Raw genomic sequence first — 18,718 nt, 5'->3', positions numbered from 1 at the left:
CTCCCCCGCCTAGGCGGTCACTACGGGGCGTCGTGCCAAGCTCGAATACCTTAGCCGTTCATCTGCGCATGCTCGCCGCCACGGAATCCGCCGCCCCGGAGATCGCCATTTCCGAGGGCAGCCCGAACGAGGTGTTTGCCCCGGCAAAGGCCGCAAGCGCTCTCCGTAGTCTCGACGAAGCCGCCCAGGAGATCGGGCGGGGATCGACCGAACGTGCCAAACAGCAGGCCGAGTTGGCCGCTCAACTCGCGGAGAATCGGCTGGGAATGGTCTCGGCCCTTTTCGCGACGCTACAGCTCAAAAATCCGTCCGTCGCGGCGCACAGCCTGCGGGTCGCTATGGAGTGCAGCCGCTGGGCGGCCACGCTCAAGATGCCCGACAAGCTGCGCACTCAGCTCGAAGCGGCCGCGTTGCTGCACGACATCGGCAAGATTGGTGTCGCGGATGCGATCCTCCAGAAGCCGGGTCGACTGACGCCCGAGGAACTCGCCGAGATCGATGACAGCCGCGTTTCGACCCGCCGCATCTTGGCGGCCGCGGGCGCGCCGGCCGAGGTGCTAGACGGTGTCGAGGCGGCCGGGGCCTGGTTCGATGGCAGCCATCGCACGATCAAGCTCACCGGTGAGCAAACACCGTTTGTCGCACGCATGATTTCGATCGTCGATGCGTTCGACTCGATGACGACCGATCAGGTCTACCGCTCCGCCCGCTCGCGCGATCGGGCGCTGGCTGATCTGTACCAAGGATCGGGCACGCAGTTCGATCCTGAACTGGTCGCCAGCTACTGCGAGGTGCATACCCAAAACCAGAGCGAGCTGGACGAAGATATTGCTAACCGTTGGCTACAGGCCGTGGTCGGCAAGTCGGCTTCGCCATGGCCCGTTACCCCTGGGTTGGATGCCGAACAGCCCGCGGACCTGACAACCAACATTTTCCAGAACAAGCTGATCGAAAACCTGCGCGACGCGGTGGTTTTTGTTGATCGCAAGCGGGTCATCACCCACTGGAACACCGGTGCCGAACGGCTAACCGGCGTGGGGGCCTCGGCGGCGATCGGCAAGACCTTTACGCCGTCCTTGCTGGACCTGTCGGACGACAAGGGATCGCTGGTGACCGACGCCGGGTGCCCCCTGGCCGAGACGATTCAGACCGGGCTTCAGAAGCTCGCCCGCTACAACCTGCTGGGCCGCAACGGCCAGCGAACGAGTGTCGAGTTCCACACGGTCCCCGTCGAGAACGGCGTCGGCTCGAACCTCGGAGCGGCGGTGCTGATGCATGATGTGACCAGTCAGGAGACGCTCGAAGTTCGCTGCCAAGAGCTTCACCTGGAGGTCACCAAAGACCCCATGACGCAGGTCGCTAATCGCGCTGAGTTCGACCGCATGCTCTCGGCATTCGTTGACGCCCACGAGGCGACCGGCCTGCCCTGCAGCCTGATCATGTCGGACATCGATCGCTTCAAGAGCATCAACGACACGTTCGGTCACCAAGCCGGCGACGAAGCGATCATGACCTTCGCCAAGATTCTCAAGACGATGTGTCGGTCGGGCGACCTGGTGGCGCGCTACGGCGGCGAGGAGTTCGCCATCCTGTGTGCCGACTGCAACAACGCGACAGCGGCCAAGCGTGCCGAAACCATCCGCAAGAAGCTCTCGGAAACGCCCCACAGTTATCTGGGCGGCAAGAACATCACCGCCAGCTTCGGTGTGACCGAACTCCAAACGGGTGACACGCCCGAAACGCTCCTCCGCCGCGCTGATCGCGGACTACTTCAGGCCAAGGACCAAGGCCGCAACCAAGTTGTACAGCTAGGAGATGGTATGTCGGAAGCCACCACGTCCAAGACAAGCTGGTTCGGCAAGTGGTTCTCGGGCGGTCTTGTGGGCGGCTCGGGTCGCGTCATCGAGACCCGCCTGGTGAGCAACGTGCCCATCGAATTAGCCGTTGAAAAACTGAAGGGCTTTGTCGCGGACCGCGATGTCAAGATCCTCAAAGCGGGTCTCAACGAGCTGCGATTGCTCGTTGAGGACCGGGGCGGCAGCCATAAGGGCGAGCGTCCGATCGAGTTCCTCATCGACTTGCAGCTCTCCGAGACCCACGTCGAGCGGACCAACACCCAAGGCTTTGCCGCGGGCAAGTACGTAATCACCAATGTCGATGTCTCGATCCGCGCGAAGCGCGATCGTGACCGTCGGCGGGGCCGGGCGATTGAGCGGGGCCGCTTGATGCTGGGCAGCCTGAAGTCTTATCTGATGGCGCGCGAAGACGACTCCGAGCCGGCTCCCGAGGCGGCCCAAGCCGCGAAAGTCTGACACACTTGGTAGCCCCCAGTGCGTTGCCTGATTAGTTAGTCCTGGCACACCGTCGCGCCGCTTGTAGGCTAGCGTGCCAACTGGTTAGGCCGTTCTGGGCCGACCACCTCCTTCGCGGCTGACCACGTCACGCCCGGTGAAGAGGTGCTTGCCGGCGGATATTTACACCTGAGAACCGGCTCGGCTGCGCTGCCCGATCCGAGTCGGCGTGGAGCGCCACCGGGTTGGCCCCTGAGCCGCGCCGCCCTACAGTCAGGGCTGATGATTGCGAAGCCCTGTTCGGCACCCTGCTCGGCACCGGAGCCCGAACCGCGGCTTTTGTGTTCAGCCTGCTGAACGCCCTTCCTCCCGCACTTCACCCCACCGGACTTATTTTCGCCATGGCTTACTCCTTACCCGAGTTGCCCTACGCGGCCAACGCGCTTGAGCCGCACATCGATGCCCAAACGATGGAAATCCATCACGGCAAGCATCACAACGCCTATGTCACCAAGCTGAATGCGGCGCTAGAGGGCGCGGGCGTTGCGGAGCAGTCGATCGAAGACTTGTGCCGCAACATTGATTCGGTGCCCGAAGCAATCCGTGGGGCGGTCCGCAACAACGGCGGGGGCCACGCCAACCATTCGCTGTTCTGGACCACCATGAGCGGCTCGGGGGGTGGAGCCCCGGTCGGTGAGCTCGGTGCCGCCATCGACGCGGAACTTGGCGGATTCGACAGCTTCAAGAAAGCGTTCTCCGACGCGGCGGCCAATCGCTTTGGCAGCGGCTGGGCCTGGCTGTGTCTCAACGCTGAGGGCAAGCTGCACGTCGAGAGTACGCCTAATCAAGACAATCCCTACATGCACGGCCACACGCCGATCCTGGGGATCGACGTCTGGGAACACGCCTACTACCTCAAGTACCAGAACCGCCGCCCCGACTACATTGCCGCGTTCTTCAACGTGGTTGACTGGGCAAAGGTCAACGAGATCTACAACGCTGCCAAGGGCTAAACGGCTCACTAGCCTACGCCTGGGCGGAGGGCTTCCTGCTGCTGCCATGCCCTGCCCTGCCCTCTTAACGCGGGCCGACGCTGTCGATGACGGCGCCGGCCCGCGTTCTTTTTTGCTGGCGCTGCGCGCACGCAGAGGTCAACCTGAGTTGACTTGTCGGCAAGGTTTCACGTAAACGGGCTCCCACGTCGCACAACGCCGCTCAAGCGGCAAGGTTTTGCTGTTCCGCACGACCAGGTTGCGCCGAGGAAGCCGCAAGATGAGCAGTTCGGTTACGTCGCCTGTGGCGTGGCACGACGCTCGGGGCGGCTCGTTTCGCCTGAATCCACTCTCCGACACCGTCACACGATGCGTTTGGCCATGAATTCCACGCTGCTCGTGAACCGTTTTGTCGCGCTCGCCGCGGTGGTCCTTCTCTCGACCGGATGCCAGTCCAGCGGTTCGCGTTGGGCGCGGCTGAATCCCTGGTCGGGCAAAGCAGATACCGCTCTGGCGGAGTCCGATCCCAAGCTGCCGACCAGCGTCGGGAGCCCTCAGGTGCAGGGCCTTGCCGCTCCCGCCACGGCGGTCGCGAGCACCACGACCTCTGGCAGCGAAGCACCAGCGTTCGTCGCTTCGACACCCGCCACCCAAGCCACACCAAGCCTCAACCGTCCCGCGGCAGCCCCTTACCGGTCGCCAGCAACGCCAGGCATGCCCAGCGCACCGCCCACACAAGTCGCGGCGACGACGGCTCCGGCAAGCAAGCCAGCAACCGGCGGCCCGTACGATCCCAACGCCTACCCGGCCAACGATCCGATCGCTGCTGTCGCCGCCAATCTCCGTCAAACCGCGACGACGGATCAGCAGGGCGCTGCGGCCACGGGCGACCGCTATGCGAACGTTGCGGCACCGACCTTTGAGCTGCCCGATTTCGGCGCCGTCGATACGATCAATTCGACAACCCAAGCCGTGGGGGATCGTTACGCCTCGGCAACGACCGCGGCGCAGCAGACAACCGACAACCTGAAGAGCCAAGTGGCCGGCCTGCCAGCGAAGGCCGAGCAAGCGATCGCCCAGCCGGCGGCCGCTCTGGCAGCCCGTGCCCAGCAAGCACTGCCGACCCTGCCTGCGGCACCGACCGTGGCACTTCCGACCGCAGCCCCGACGGGCTACCCGGTGGCAACAGCGGCGGTCGCCCCGGCGGGAGGGACCCTCGCCGCCGCCAACAGCCGCGTGACGCTCGCTTCATCCCCCGGCGAATACCGTCCGGCCGGGACGGGATCGTATCTGGGTGCGGTCAATGTCGCGTCGCGTACGACCGAGGCCACAACGCCGGCGACCGGCACGGGGTCGGCTTACCCGACCACCACGCCGCGCTATCGCTGAAGCCCGCAGACCGTCAGACGCTCCGCTCAGGGCGGCGTCATCGGCCCGATCAAGGCGGGCAACGACCCTCGTAACCGAAGCGGTAATCATGCGGTGGTTCGCTGCCTTTTGGCGCTGGCTACCAGCCCATGACCATGTTCGACTCGATGGCCTTGCGAGCCTGTTCGAGATCGACCCCCTTGTCCTTCATGTACAAGCGGATGGCATGAACCTTGTCGCCCCCGGCGCGCGACAGGCAGTCGCGGGCGGTTGTGCAGGGGTCCATGGTGGCGGTGATACCCAGCGCCGCTTTGGAGATAACCCAGGTATCACGCGGCCGCTTGGTAAGCCGCAAGACCTCCTCGTTGGGGAAATTATCGGTCACGACTTTCTTGGCCGACTCCGGGTCTTCGGCCCATGAGATAACAATGTGGCTACCGGTTTCGATCTCAAAGAGCGGCATGGGCGATTCCCTCAGCGGGGGGTAGGTGGCTGCCGGGGGCTCGCTCAGGCGGAACCCGCCGCGAGCCATCAGCTTCGATCCTAGGAAACCCCGGTTCGGCCCGTCAACGAGCCAACCCCGATTGAAGGCAAGCGGGGCAGAATCGGCCGGGCAGTCGTTGACAGGTCGGCGGCTCCCCCTCTACGCTGTGGGGCTTCCCCCGGACCTCGACAGACAGAGGTAGGGGGCATCGATCGATCGACTCCCCTTTCTCGCCGACCCTAACCGCTCGCCTTGTCATGGCCGTCCCCAAGCGTAAGCACTCCAACTCTCGGTCCGGCAAGCGCCGCTCGCACGATGGGCTGAAGGCCAAGGGCCTACAATCTTGCCCCCGCTGCGGGACAGCCAAGCCCTCGCATGTGGTTTGCCCCAACTGTGGCGTCTACATGGGACGCACCATCGTCGAGACCGAATAAAGGCGTCGCGACCGAGCAAAACCGTCGAGATCGAGTCAACAGGCGCTGCGACCCCTGCTTAGAAGGGTCAAGACCGAGGGATCTCGTGCCCGCGTGGGTCAGTTCGGGCAGGCCGTGTTTTTCGGAAGCCTTCGACTCCCGAACCCAGCACCCGGCAGCAGCTCCTGCTGCAGGGCAAGAGGAATTGGCAAGACCGCTGGCTCACCAGGATGAGCCCTGCCGTCGGAGCCGCTGATTCGCTCCGCCCAGCCCGCGATGGTTGAACAGCTTCCGAGCAACGACGGTCATTCGATAATTTGATTCACCGACGGAAAGACCCTCCAACGCGACCGCCAGTGACAACGGTAAGCAGAAGGACCCTGGCAAAAATTGCCTAAGCGGCTTCTAAAACGGTTGCGTCTCTAGCCACGCGATCCTCCCCCCGCCTCTCTCTCCCCCTGAATCGGGCCCTCCGATGTCCGCCGGCCCCGCCTTCCTCTTTCCCGGCCAAGGCGCTCAGCACGTCGGCATGGGAGCCACTGCGCTGGGCGACTGCCCCGCGGCGGCCGAGCTCTTCGATCGGGCCGCAGAGATCCTGGGGTTCGATCTCCGCAAACTGTGCCTCGAAGGCCCTGCGGAGCACCTCGACGCAACCCTGAACAGCCAGCCGGCACTCTACGTATGCAGTTTCGCCGCATTGGAGCGCCTCAAGCAGCAAGACTCGGCCCTGGTCGAGTCGTGCCAAGTCGCAGCCGGACTGAGTCTGGGCGAGTACACAGCGCTGGCGTTCGCGGGGGTGATGTCGTTTGAAGATGGGCTGCGGGTTGTTGCCGAACGCGGGGCCGCCATGCAGGATGCCGCCGAAGCCATTCCCAGCGGCATGGTGAGCGTGCTCGGACTCGAGATCCCCCAGATCGAAGCGCTGTGCGACGAGGCGCGCGGGGCCGACGTGTTACAGATCGCGAATCTGCTGTGCCCCGGCAACACCGTGGTTTCAGGCGGCACCGCGGCCTGTGAGCGGCTCGTTCCGCTGGCGGAAGCGGCCGGGGCCATGCGGGTCATCCCGCTGGCCGTCGCGGGAGCGTTCCATACGCCAATCATGCAGCCCGCGGTTGAACGCCTAAGGGCCGTGCTGGCTGGCGTGCCGATGCAACCGCCGCGAATCCCGGTCCTGTCGAACGTCGACGCCCAAGCCCACAGCGATCCCGAAGAGATCCGCGATCTGCTGGTCCGCCAAGTCGTCAGCCCGGTCCGCTGGGAAGACTCAATTCGGCGCGTGCTTGCCGACTACACGCCCGCAACCGTCTACGAGATCGGCCCGGGGCGGGTGCTGCGGGGCCTGATGAAACGGATCGATCGCAAGACCGCCTGCGAAGGGATCGAAGCTTAGCCCCGTCGCTCGGGCCGCCTGATTGTCGTCGCCTGCAACGCCGGCAGCGGCTCGCTAACCGCGTCCCCACCGGCCCTCGGCCGAACATAAAAACGAACAACGAGACCCCCAAGGCATATCCACCATGGCAGATGGCAGCAGGATCCAGGTTGATCTTTCCGACCAAACCGCAATCGTCACGGGTGCCTCGCGCGGCATCGGCAAAGCCGTTGCGCTCGGGCTTGCGTCCGCTGGAGCGAAAGTTGCCCTGGTTGCGCGCAGCGTGGAGCGCCTGAACGAAGTCGCTGACGAGATCCGCGCCGCCGGTGGCGAGGCCGCCGTCTACGAGGGCGACGTAACCGACAGCGACACCTCCACGCGGATTGTCGATGGTGTCGTTGAGGCTTGGGGCAAGCTCGACATCCTCGTTAACAACGCCGGCATCACCCGCGATACCCTGCTGCCGCGGATGAGTGACGAAGACTGGGACGAGGTGATCGCGGCCAACCTGCGGTCCGTATTCTTGTTCACCCGCGCGGCCGGTCAGGCCATGATGCGGACCAAACGGGGCCGGATCATCAATATGTCGAGCGTCTCGGGGCTGATGGGCAACCCGGGGCAAGCCAACTACTCCGCCTCCAAGGCGGGCATCATCGGTTTCACGCAGACTGTCGCACGCGAGCTGGCGAGCCGACGTCGGGCGATTACGGTTAACGCGATCTGCCCCGGATTTATCGCCTCGGACATGACCGACGCCCTGGGCGAGCCCCTGCTAGAGGCCGTCAAGCAACGCGTGCCCCTGCAGCGATTGGGCCAGGCGGAGGAGATTGCCGACGCCGTGCTGTACCTGTCCAGCGACTCAGGTTCCTACATCACGGGCCAGGTGCTGACGATCGACGGTGGCATGACCGGCTAACCGCCAGTGGCTGCCCCCCTCCTGCGGGGGGGAACCGCGATCTGGCTGACGTCTTGACCCGATTTGCTGAGACCCTCTATTTTGTGACGCTTCGCTAGGGCGAGGGCTTGCCCCCGCGAGACCCCGGAGCGAACAGACCGTTAACTTTCTTTCCCTTCCGGGGACGAACCCGACCGAAGAACGCCGTCGACGCTAGCTTGCACTCCTAACTTGCACTCCTAACTTGGACCCCCCGGCCCCCTTGGCCGATCGGTTCCGTAGCCAAGGTGCCAGCCAAGCTTTTTAGACGACCTACTCGGACGCGGCCCCACTTACCAGGCGTGCAAGGAGAACCACCGTGGCGAGCGTTTTGGAACGCGTAACCGATATCGTGTCGGAGCAGCTAGGCGTCGATAAAGACAAGATCACCCCCGAGACATCGTTTGTAACCGATCTGGGGGCTGACTCGCTCGACACTGTCGAGCTGGTGATGGAGCTCGAAGAAGAGTTTGATGTGACGATCCCGGACGACGCCGCGGAGAAGATCCAGACGGTCGGTGCCGCGGTCGAGTTCATCGAGGCGAACCAAGGGGGCTGATCTCAGCCCGCAGGTTTTCCCCGCTTCCCCCCATCCCCCGTTCCGTCCCGAGGGGGCTCGCGCTCGGCCAAGCCTGAGCGCGCCCCCCCTGGTCCGCCCCACCGGATAGACGGCTTCGTGTGACTCGCGTGCCGATTCACGACGTCTCCCGGCGCGGCCCAGGCCGATCGGCTTGAGGCTTCGTTGTGTTATGAAACGTCGTGTCGTCGTTACTGGCATGGGTGTCGTCACGTCGCTCGCTTGCAAAGTGAGCGACCTCTGGTCCGCTGTCCTCGCGGGCAAGAGCGGCATTCACACGCTAAGTGTCTTCGACACGACTGGTCATAAGGTCAAGTTCGGCGGGGATATTCCCGACTGGCAGACCGATGGTTACATCGATCGCAAAGACGCCAAGCGAATCGATCGGTTTACGCAGTTCGCCATGGTCGCCGCGATCGACGCGGTGACCGACTCGGGGCTGGATTTCAGCAAAGAGGACCCGTTCCGCTGCGGCGTGGTGGTGGGGTCGGGCATCGGCGGTCTCAACGAGATCGAAACGCAAAACGAGCGGCTGTTGACCAAGGGCCCTGACAAGGTCTCGGCGTTCACGATCCCCAAGCTGATGCTGAACGCCGCGAGCGGTCACATCTCGATCAAGTACGGGCTGCGCGGCCCTAACTACGCGGTCGCGACCGCGTGCGCAAGCGCCACCAACGCCATGGGCGATGCCTTTAAGGCGATCCAGTACGACGACGCCGACATCATGGTCACCGGCGGTGCCGAGGCGGCATGCACAGCGATGGGCCTCGCGGGCTTCGCCAACATGCGAGCTCTTTCTGAACGCCACGACGATCCGCAGGGCGCAAGCCGTCCGTTTGACGCCGATCGCGATGGGTTCGTGCTCTCCGAAGGTGCGGGCCTGCTTGTCTTTGAAGAGCTTGAGCACGCCCGAGCGCGCGGTGCTCATATCTATGGCGAGGTCCTCGGCTGTGGAGCCAGCGGAGACGGCGGCCACATTACCCAACCCGATGCCATGGGGACCGGTGCCGCCCGCGCCATGCAAGCCGCTCTGACCGACGCCAAGCTCAATGCCGAACAGATCGACTACATCAACGCGCACGGCACGAGCACCCCGCTGGGTGACAAGGCCGAGACAACGGCGATCAAGTCGGTCTATGGCGAACATGCCCACAAGCTCAGCATCTCGAGCACCAAGAGCCAACTGGGCCACTTGCTGGGTGCCAGCGGCGGTGTCGAGCTTGTGCTCTCGCTCAAAGCGATCGAGAACAACACGTGCCCGCCAACGATCAACTACACGACCCCCGATCCTGCTTGCGACCTCGACTACACGCCCAACGTCCCGCGCGAGCGTGAGATCAACCTGATCATGAGCAACAGCTTTGGTTTCGGCGGGCACAACGCGACGATCATCGCGGGGCGGTTCGCCGGGTAATCAGCGGGGCAGCGTAAGCCCGCTGCCAAACCGGCGAGAAACCGCTGCGGAGCTCCGTTAAGACCGTTTTGAACGGCCTCCGATTCACCCCGCGGCGGCAGAAAAGCCCCGCGGCGGACACGAAAGCTTGCTCCTCGGCGGGGCTCGCTCTAGCCTAAGGGCATTAGCCCTCCCGCGCCCGGAACCGAGAAGGCCCGCGATGCCTACGCTCCCCCTGCCCTGCCTCGCGACAGCCACGCACCCAACCTTTGTCGGCAAGCTTGCCCTGTCACTGGTCGCAACGGCGGCGGCGCTGGCTTACGCCCCGCCTGCCAAGGCGATCAATCTGGTCCTCGATTACACCTACGACACGAACGGGTTCTTTAACCCGGGCACGACGGCGGGACAGCAGGCTCGGGCGACGGTTTCCGCTGCGGCGTCGTTCCTCTCGAACCTGCTCGAGGATTCGTTTCCCGAGGTCACGGCGCCCGATCCGTTCGTTAGCACGGCTCCCGGCCAGCCCACGCTGACCCTCACCTTCGACTGGACTCGCAACTTTTTTCATCCGGGAACCGGCGCGCTACTGACGCTGCCCGGCGGGACGGTCGCCGCGGATGACTACGTGATCTATGTGGGGGGGCGTCCGCTCCCCGGCTCGACCCTCGGCAACGGCGGACCGGGAGGTTGGGGCACGAATTCGACGGGCACTTACTACTCCTCCCCCGCCAACATCAACGCGGTCAATGACATCAGCAATGCGTTTGTGGGGTTGCTCACAAACCGCTCGCAAGCGGACGGCGACTTTGGCGGCTGGGGCGGGGCCCTCACGTTCGACAGTGACGTTAATTGGAACCGTAACCATCTGGTGTCGCCCAGCGGTTCGCAATCAGATCTGTACAGCGTAGCGCTGCACGAGTTGGTGCACGCGCTGGGGATCGGCGGCTACAAACCGTCCGATCCCACCGAGTGGCAGATGAACTTCAACGCCGCCCAAACGGCTTTTGTGGGCAGCGCGGCGGTCGCCGCCTACGGCTCGGCCGTGCCGCTAAGCCCCGATCGGGGCCACTGGCTGGAAGGGACCGACAGCACGGTCTTCGGCTCGCTAACCCTGCAAGAATCGCTCATGGACCCCAGCATCACCACAGGCACACGCAAGCAGCTCACCCTGCTCGACGCCGCGGGAATGATCGACATCGGCTGGGAGATCACGCTGCCCGGCACCGTGCTCGCGGGTGACTACAACAACGACCTTGTTGTAGATGTAGCGGACTACACCGTTTGGCGCGACAACCTGGGCGGAGCCAGCCCGATCGGCTCTTACGCCGAGTGGGTTGCCAACTACGGTGCGACGGCGGGCGTTTCGCTCGCGGTCCCCGAGCCGCTGACGCTGCTGCTGGCGCTGCTGGCCGTTGTGGGCCGCCCGCGGCGTTAACACGGGGCCCGCATCGGTGGAGCGTGCTCACCCGACTTTTGCGGCGGGCATCGGTTTGGCTCGGCTGAGGGAAAACCGCTAGCAGCCGGGGCGGTGGTTCTTGGGGCATGGTTCTTGGGGCATCGCTCTTGCCGCATGCCGTCCCGGACCAGTACGGTCCGCGTCGCTTCTCGCCCCACGCCCTCGACGCCCGCGCGCTGTGTGCGGCGTTCGTCGTCCCCACGGAGTGCTGCTAGGCATGGATCGCCCCAAATGTCTGCCGACTGGTCGTCACCCGTTCGGCCGCCTGAGCGTAACTGCGGTCTGTTGCTTGTTGCGAGTCGCGTTCGGCGCCGCGCTCGTAAGCAGCGCTAGCGCGCAGTCAGCGGATTGGGCCAACACGGCCCCGGCGGCGAATCGCTACGGCCAGCCCGCCGCGCCGGCCGCCGGTGCAAGCCGCTACAGCCAATCGCCCGAAACGGCAGCGGCTTCGCGGCCAGGATTCGGATCACTGACCGGCACCCCCGCCCAGGAAGCGCCTTCCCAGCTCACGCCCGTTGCGGGGTCGCGAGCGCCTCTCGGGGGATACAGCGCTGGCGAGTCGCAGGCGAAGGTTTCCAAGGGGTCCGGCAAGCTGCCCAACGACGCCGGCCAAGTGTGGCGCGAGTACGATATCCGCCCCTACACGCTCCGCGTGGGCGACCAACCTCGGCCTCAGCAGGCAATCGTTGACTGGATCCTACGCGAGACCGGCTACGAAGCCTGGCACAGCGAGACCTTCGGCATTCTCAACGCCGATCGCGAAAAGCTCACCGTATATCACACCCCCGCCATGCAGGGGATCGTCGCGGACATTGTCGATCGGTTCGTCAACAGCAGGACCAGCGATCGCGCTTTCTCGATGCGGATCGCCACGGTTCGTAATCCCGACTGGCGTGTGAAGACCCTCGGACTGATGTCGCCCGTGCCGGTGCAATCGGCCGGGCTGCAAGGGTGGATCATGCCCAAAGAAAACTACGCTCTTCTGCTGGCAGAACTGGGCAAACGGGGCGACGTCCGCGAGTACAACGCCGCCAACCAGGTGGTTCCCAACGGACGATCGACCACATTCAACACGATGCGGCCGCGCAGCTATGTGAAGGGGATCGTCCCCACCCGCTCCGCTTGGCCGGGCTACCAGCCTGAAACAGGTCAGCTGGAAGAAGGCGCGGTGCTCGAATTCAATCCGCTGCTGTCGCTCAACGGCGACAACGCCGAGGCGATCATCAAGCTGCGTCTGCAGCAGATCGAAAAGATGTGCCCCGTCACGCTCGACCTGCCGGCCCCCGTCACCGCCGCAGGAGTCAACAACTCGGGCCAGCGCGTGCAGATCGAGGTGCCGCAGATGACCATGGCGAACCTGCACGAGCGGTTCCGCTGGCCGTCGAACCAGGTGCTGCTGCTCAGCATGGGCATGGTGGCCCCCCCCGCCCCCGAAGCCGGCAACGCCCTGGAAGAGATGCTGCCGATGTTCAAGTCTCCTTCGCGTGCCGACGCCCTGCTGGTGATCGAGGTCCGCGACTCCGCGGCACCCGCAGCCCCCGCGGGTTCAGCCGCCTCCACCGCCAGCCGGATCCCCGCCACGTTCAACGGGCGGTACTGAGATTCGGTCCGCGCCGGTGCCGGGCGGTTTCCTGACGCCGCGGACGGCACCCCCACCCCCCTGCTCCCTCGATTCGGGGCCTCAGCCGCGTCCTGCGGAGACGGCCGTCAGACGGGGGGAGTTCCCCCTCTGCTTAGCACCGCCGGGTCGGTAGACTAGCGAGACTATGACGAGCGTATCTTCCGCGGCCCCGCGCCGCGTTGTTATCACCGGTGTTGGGTTCATCAGCCCGCTGGGCAGCAATGTTTCCGAACTGTGGGACGGGCTGTCCACGGGGCGGAGCGGCGTGGTGCGCCGCGAGGGCTTTGGCGAGCCCGTGATCGCGGGCGTAGCGGATCAGTTCACCGGCGGGATCGACGACTTCGGCGACCTTGAGGGCGGGCAGAAAAAGGCGATCCGCAAGGGCCTCAAGCTCATGTGCCGCGAGACGCAGATGGCCGTCGCCGCGGCCCAGCTCGCCCTGGCCAACGCCGCCGGTGCTGAGAGCTTTGACCCTGAACGGGTCGGCGTTGTCATGGGGAGCGACTACATGCTCACCATGCCCGCGGACTATGCCGACGCCATTCGCAAGTGTGGCGTGGCGGAGGAAGGGGGCCCGACTCGGTTCGATTTTTCGCGCTGGGGGGGCCCGGGCCTGGGCGATATGCAGCCCCTGTGGATGCTCAAGTATCTGCCCAACATGCCGGCCAGCCACATCGCCATCTACAACGACCTGCGCGGCCCCAACAACTCGCTGACCATGCGCGAGGCGTCGGGGCCGATGGCGATCGGCGAGGCGGCACGCATTCTGGCACGCGGCAGCGCCGACCGGATGCTGGCCGGTGCCACGGGCACGCGGATCCTTCCGATGCAGGCGATCCATGCCCTGCAGACCGAGCCGCTGGCCACGCTTTCCGCCGACAACGCGGACGACCCCGCCACCGCGTGCCGACCCTTTGCAACCGATCGTAACGGAATGGTCTGCGGCGAAGGAGCTGGCATGATCGTGCTCGAAACGCTCGCTGCCGCCACCGCCCGCGGTGCGAAAATTTACGGCGAACTGCTCGGATTTGGTTCGAGTGTCGTGTCCGATAATTCGCTCCAGGGGAAAAACGACCTCGCCCTGGCCAATGCCATGCGGCTTGCCCTGGCCGACGCCAAGCTCGCCCCCCAAGACCTGGGGCACGTCAACGCCCACGGCCTTGCAACACCGGACGACGATCGAGACGAAGCCCGGGCAATCCGCGCCACGCTGGGCGACGCCGCCGATTCGACACCGGTCACCGCGCTCAAGAGCTACTTCGGCAATCTGGGGGCCGGTAGCGGGATGGTCGAGTTCGTCGGCTCGCTGCTGGCCTTGGAGCACGGCCAGTTGCCGATGACGCTTAACTGCAAAACCCCCGACCCCGAGTGCCCCATTCTGGTGGCCAACCAGTCAGGCGTTTCGGCGGGCGACACGTTCGTCGCCCTCAGCACAACGCCCCAGGGACAAGCCGCCGCGGTCTGTGTCCGGCGGGCCGGCTAGCCTGCCCGATTCCGCAGCGCCACCCGCTGCTCAGCTCACGCCCCGTTTCTTGCCAAGAACGGCAAGCTTTGAGCGAACCGTCTTAGGGCAGAGCGCTAGAGCGAAAGAATCGTAGCGGCTCCAGGATCAGCCACTCACGATCGGCCACAACTGATCGGCGACTGTCGGCTGGTGCTCGCTGTCCCGTCCCTCCGCCCCCATTAACCGCAGGTGCCCGGTCATGCTGATCTCCACAACCCCCACCATCGAAGGCCGACCGATCCGCGACTATCGCGGTGTGGTGACGGGCGAGGCGATCATGGGGGCCAACGTCGTCCGCGACCTCTTCGCCAGCGTTACCGATATCATCGGTGGCCGGAGCGGTGCCTACGAAAAGAAGCTGGCCGATGCCCGCCAGATCGCCCTGCAAGAAATGACCGAAGAAGCCGTCCGACTGGGTGGCAACGCGATCGTCGGGGTCGATATCGATTACGAAGTCATCCGCGACGGCATGCTGATGGTGGCGGCCAGTGGGACCGCGGTGGTGCTCAGCTGAGCCTCTGTTGACGGAGCGCCCCGCTGAAGGCATGGTGACCGAAGTCTGCGTCGCCACCGCTTCTTCGAGCGGAGTGAGCGGCACGGCATCACCGCCCCCCCGCTACGCGGCCACCCGCTTTGTCCTTGAGCCCCGACCTGCTCGCACTGCTCGCCGTTGCACCGCTGCTGGTGGCGGGGGTGCTGTTGCTCGGTTTGAGGTGGCCGGCGCAGCGGGCCATGCCGATCGCTTACGCCGCGACACTGTCAGTGGCCCTGGGTGTCTGGGGCGTGGCACCGATCACCGCCCTGGCGGCGTCGCTGCGTGGGGCGATCATCGCGCTCGAATTGCTCTCCATCATCTTTGGAGCCGTGCTGCTGTTGAAAACGCTCGAACGGTGCGGAGCGCTTGCCCGGATCCGCATGAGTCTGGCTGAGGTTTCCGAAGATCGTCGCGTTCAGGTGCTGCTCGTGGCGTGGTTCTTCGGAGGATTTATCGAAGGGGCCGCGGGCTTCGGCACGCCCGCCGCGATCGCTGTGCCGCTGATGGTCGGCCTGGGCTTTCCGAAGATGCCCGCAATCTTCGCCGGGCTCGCGATCCAATGCACCTGTGTTTCGTTCGGGGCGGCCGGGACGCCGCTCTTGATTGGCGTTTCCAGCGGACTCGCTGGCGATCCGGGTGCTCTCGCGTTGGCCGCGGAACTCGGTGCCGCTGAGGGCTTACGCGACGCCGAAGCCTGGCGGGGGCTGCTCCAAGCGATCGGCCTGAAGATCGCGGCAACGCATGCCCTGGTCGGACTCTTGGTGCCGCTGCTGCTCGTTGCGCTCATGACCCGCTTTTACGGCGCACGACGCTCGTTTCGCGAGGGGCTCGAGGTCTGGCAGCTGGCGCTCTTTGCCGCGGCGGCGATGCTGGTCCCCTACCTGGCGGCGGCGGTGCTGTTGGGCCCCGAGTTTCCGACGCTGGTCGGATCGCTCGTCGGCACGCTGCTGTTCGTCGTCGCCGTGCGGCGTGGCTGGTTCTTGCCGTGTGGCGAACCCTGGGACTTTGCCGACGCCCAGCCGGCCGCGCTCATCGCCCCCGACCCGCGGATCGGGACCCGACTGGCCTGGGCACCCTATGCGTTGGTCGCTTTGCTCTTGATCCTGACCCGTCTGCCCCAGCTACCGCTGCGATCGCTGCTGACAGAAGCCGTTGTTCATTTGCCAGCGCTGCTGGGAACCGAACTCCAATACGACCTGCGCCCGCTGACGCTGCCTTCGACGATCTTCGTGAGCGTCTCGGTACTGAGTTTCTTGTTCTTTCGACACCGTGTGGGCTTAGCGGCCCGCGACTACGGTAGCGTGTGGCGCGCTTCACTAAAGACCCTGCTTCCCGCCATCCCCGCGTTGCTGTTCTCGGTCATGCTGGTGCAAGTGTTCCTGAACAGCGGCGTCGGCAGCCAGGCCTACGAGACGATGCCGCTCGTCCTGGCGACGCGTCTCGAGGGGCTCTTCGGGGGGGCCTGGCCCGTCGCGGCACCAGCCGTCGGCGGCTTAGGAGCCGCGCTGGCGGGGAGCAACACGTTCAGCAACATGCTGTTCTCGTTGCTGCAGTTCAACATCGCTGAGCGGATCGGTGCCGACCCCCTCTGGATCGTCGCGTTGCAGGCGGTCGGCGGTGCCGCGGGAAACACCGTTTGTATCCACAACGTGGTGGCGGCTTCAGCGGTCGTGGGCAGCCACGCCCAGGAGGGGACGCTGCTGCGCCAGACTGGCTGGATTTTCCTGTATTACTTGGTCGCTACGGTTTTGCTGTACGTCGTTGTGGTTGGAGTGATCGCTTCGTGATCGGCAGGGCCGGGCGGGTCCCTGCGTGGGCCGTCTCGATGCAGCGCAGCTTGACGCCACCGGCTGGGCGTCGTAGGGTTGCCAGCTGGAGCAGTAGGGCTCGCTTTTCCCCGTGACCCGGGTGATCGGGTAACCGGAAATACGAAGAACTACTGCTTCTGGAGAGAAGAAGCCGGCCTTTGGCCGGCTTTTTTCTCATGCTGACCGCGTCGCCCGGCCACAGAGGGAGCAATGCCTTGCTCCTTTGCCCGTCGTGACGCGAGACAATTTGGACAATTCGACAACCTAAACAGGCCGCCCCTCGCCGGGCCGAAAGCACCGCCATGAACGCCAACGAGATCCTGCGGATCGTCGATGCGATCCACCGCGACAAAAATATCGCGCAAGAAATCGTCTTCGAGGGAATCGAAGCGGCGCTCGTCTCGGCGCTCCAAAAGTACTACGGCGAAGAGGCGGCGATCACGGTCGCGATTGACCGCAAGAGCGGCGAGATCGACGCCGTTTGCGACGGCGAGCAGCTTGACTCCGAAGAGGTCGTCGGCCGCATTGGTGCGCAGACTGCCAAGCAGGTGATGATTCAGAAGATTCGCGAGGCCGAGCGCGACGCGCTGTACGACGAGTACAGCGACATGGTCGGCCAGATGGTTAGCGGCGTTATCCACCGCAACGAGGGTGCCGCGGCGACGGTCGTGTTGCCCAATGTCGAGGCCTTGCTGCCGCGCAGCGAGCAGATCCCCGGCGAGACGCACCACGTCAACGAGCGGGTCCGCTGCACCGTCTACGAGGCCCGCAAAGCGGGCAGCCGCGTCAAGGTGATCCTCAGCCGGAAGATGCCCGCGCTCGTGCAACGGCTCTTCGAGCAAGAGATCCCCGAGATCGCCGACGGCATCATTGAGATCCGGGCCATGGCCCGCGAGCCCGGCTACCGTTCCAAGGTGGCCGTCATCTCCAGCGACGCGCGGGTTGATTGCGTGGGTGCCTGCGTCGGCGTGCGCGGCAACCGCATCAAGAACATCGTCGACGAACTCTCCGGTGAACGGATCGATATCGTCCGCTGGGACGACGACCTAGAAGTGCTCATCCCCAACGCTCTGCAACCCGCCGAGGTCGAGCAGGTGATCCTTTGCAAGATGCTCGGCCGCGCGATCGCGCTGGTGCAAGAGGATAACCTCTCGCTCGCGATCGGCCGGCGTGGTCAGAACGTGCGACTCGCCAGCAAGCTCAGCGGTTGGGACATCGAGATCATGACCCAGGACGAACTGGCTGAGAATATCGACCGCGCGATCGATGGCTTCAGCCAGATCCAAGGCCTCGAGATGGAAGTAGCCGAGAAGCTCGTGGAAGAGGGCTTCTTGAGCTACGACGACCTTTCGATCATCGAGCCCGACGACCTGCGCGAGATCGGGGGTCTAACCCAGGAGCAGGCTGACAACATCATCGAGCAAGCCGAGTCGAAGGCCGAGCAGGCTGAGCAGGCGGCCGCTGAAGCCCGCCGGATCAAGCGTGAACAAGACAAGCTGGATGAAATCCAGGCCGCGGCGGATGCCGCCGCGGGCAAGACCGCTGGCGAGGGGGAAGAGGAAGCGAACGCCGCGGACGAGGGCGAATCAGCTAGCGACGATGCTTCCGCCGACGACGCTTCGGCCGACGAGGCTACTAGCGAGAACGCTGCTACCGACGACGCTGCTACCGATGACGCTGAGGAGACGAAGCCCACCCCAGAATCTTAAAAAACAGGTCCGGACCCCCTCCCCCCACCAGCCTCACCCCGGACGCCCCTAGGGCTGCCGGCCGTGCGGAGTGGAAAATCGCCCTGGTGGATCCGCAACCCCACCAGCGGTTGCCTCACAGAGGCCGCTGGCGGACAGGTTTCAGCGGATTTAACGGTTATGGCACCTCGCACGCACGCTGAGAGCGTGGCATAATATCGGGTCTGCGCTAGGAGCGCTGACCAGCACTAACGTCTCGCTCGGCTAGCACCGAGCGGGCCTGTCCAA

15 protein-coding genes are annotated in these 18,718 nt (G+C 64.9%); 14 read left to right on the top strand and 1 reads right to left on the bottom strand.

The window, feature by feature from the left end; genetic code table 11:
- Window positions 1-68: 68 nt before the first annotated feature.
- The 3 genes from Pla111_RS13840 (at window position 69) to Pla111_RS13830 (ending at window position 4,672) form a co-directional block, all read left to right on the top strand.
- Complete coding sequence (locus Pla111_RS13840; protein ID WP_146575041.1) at window positions 69-2,312, top strand: diguanylate cyclase domain-containing protein; 2,244 nt, start codon at window positions 69-71, stop codon at window positions 2,310-2,312.
- A gap of 380 nt (window positions 2,313-2,692) precedes the next feature.
- Complete coding sequence (locus tag Pla111_RS13835; protein WP_146575040.1) at window positions 2,693-3,304, top strand: superoxide dismutase; 612 nt, start codon at window positions 2,693-2,695, stop codon at window positions 3,302-3,304.
- Window positions 3,305-3,652: 348 nt separating this feature from the next.
- The gene (locus tag Pla111_RS13830) at window positions 3,653-4,672 is read left to right on the top strand and encodes a hypothetical protein (protein WP_197525038.1); all 1,020 of its coding nucleotides are present in this window, start codon (window positions 3,653-3,655) and stop codon (window positions 4,670-4,672) included.
- Window positions 4,673-4,790: 118 nt separating this feature from the next.
- On the opposite strand, the gene Pla111_RS13825 is transcribed toward Pla111_RS13830, so the two are convergent.
- Complete coding sequence (locus Pla111_RS13825; protein WP_146575038.1) at window positions 4,791-5,114, bottom strand: DUF6793 family protein; 324 nt, start codon at window positions 5,112-5,114, stop codon at window positions 4,791-4,793.
- 278 nt (window positions 5,115-5,392) lie between these two features.
- Between Pla111_RS13825 and rpmF the strand changes: the two genes are divergently transcribed.
- The 11 genes from rpmF to nusA all read left to right on the top strand — a co-directional run bounded on the left by rpmF (window position 5,393) and on the right by nusA (window position 18,451).
- The gene (gene rpmF / locus Pla111_RS13820) at window positions 5,393-5,569 is read left to right on the top strand and encodes a 50S ribosomal protein L32 (protein ID WP_146575037.1); all 177 of its coding nucleotides are present in this window, start codon (window positions 5,393-5,395) and stop codon (window positions 5,567-5,569) included.
- Window positions 5,570-6,023: 454 nt separating this feature from the next.
- Complete coding sequence (gene fabD, locus Pla111_RS13815) at window positions 6,024-6,938, top strand: ACP S-malonyltransferase (RefSeq protein WP_146575036.1); 915 nt, start codon at window positions 6,024-6,026, stop codon at window positions 6,936-6,938.
- Window positions 6,939-7,062: 124 nt separating this feature from the next.
- On the top strand, window positions 7,063-7,833 hold the full coding sequence (gene fabG / locus Pla111_RS13810; RefSeq protein ID WP_146575035.1) for a 3-oxoacyl-[acyl-carrier-protein] reductase: 771 nt from the start codon (window positions 7,063-7,065) through the stop codon (window positions 7,831-7,833).
- A gap of 337 nt (window positions 7,834-8,170) precedes the next feature.
- On the top strand, window positions 8,171-8,410 hold the full coding sequence (gene acpP / locus Pla111_RS13805; protein WP_146575034.1) for an acyl carrier protein: 240 nt from the start codon (window positions 8,171-8,173) through the stop codon (window positions 8,408-8,410).
- 190 nt (window positions 8,411-8,600) lie between these two features.
- The gene (gene fabF, locus Pla111_RS13800; RefSeq protein WP_146575033.1) at window positions 8,601-9,842 is read left to right on the top strand and encodes a beta-ketoacyl-ACP synthase II; all 1,242 of its coding nucleotides are present in this window, start codon (window positions 8,601-8,603) and stop codon (window positions 9,840-9,842) included.
- A 199-nt stretch (window positions 9,843-10,041) separates the two neighbouring features.
- Window positions 10,042-11,253 (top strand): hypothetical protein, encoded by a 1,212-nt coding sequence (locus Pla111_RS13795; protein WP_146575032.1) that lies wholly within the window; start codon window positions 10,042-10,044, stop codon window positions 11,251-11,253.
- A gap of 238 nt (window positions 11,254-11,491) precedes the next feature.
- Window positions 11,492-12,874, top strand: coding sequence for a hypothetical protein (locus tag Pla111_RS13790; protein ID WP_146575031.1), 1,383 nt, complete (start codon window positions 11,492-11,494; stop codon window positions 12,872-12,874).
- 166 nt (window positions 12,875-13,040) lie between these two features.
- Window positions 13,041-14,378 carry a beta-ketoacyl-[acyl-carrier-protein] synthase family protein gene (locus tag Pla111_RS13785; RefSeq protein ID WP_146575030.1) on the top strand — a complete coding sequence of 446 codons (1,338 nt, stop codon included), beginning with the start codon at window positions 13,041-13,043 and terminating at the stop codon, window positions 14,376-14,378.
- Window positions 14,379-14,598: 220 nt separating this feature from the next.
- A complete protein-coding gene (locus tag Pla111_RS13780) occupies window positions 14,599-14,913 on the top strand; it encodes a YbjQ family protein (protein ID WP_146575029.1) in 315 nt (104 codons plus the stop codon).
- A 119-nt stretch (window positions 14,914-15,032) separates the two neighbouring features.
- Window positions 15,033-16,721 carry an L-lactate permease gene (locus Pla111_RS13775; protein WP_231931045.1) on the top strand — a complete coding sequence of 563 codons (1,689 nt, stop codon included), beginning with the start codon at window positions 15,033-15,035 and terminating at the stop codon, window positions 16,719-16,721.
- Between the two features lie 323 nt (window positions 16,722-17,044).
- Entirely contained in the window at window positions 17,045-18,451 is a 1,407-nt protein-coding gene (gene nusA, locus Pla111_RS13770) for a transcription termination factor NusA (protein WP_146575028.1), read from the top strand.
- Window positions 18,452-18,718 lie beyond the last annotated feature (267 nt).

It is taken from the genome of Botrimarina hoheduenensis (assembly GCF_007859815.1).
Classification (GTDB): Bacteria; Planctomycetota; Planctomycetia; order Pirellulales; family Lacipirellulaceae; genus Botrimarina; species Botrimarina hoheduenensis.
The sequence above is the reverse complement of the archived record's forward strand: the minus strand, read 5'-3'. Positions and strand labels throughout refer to the sequence as shown.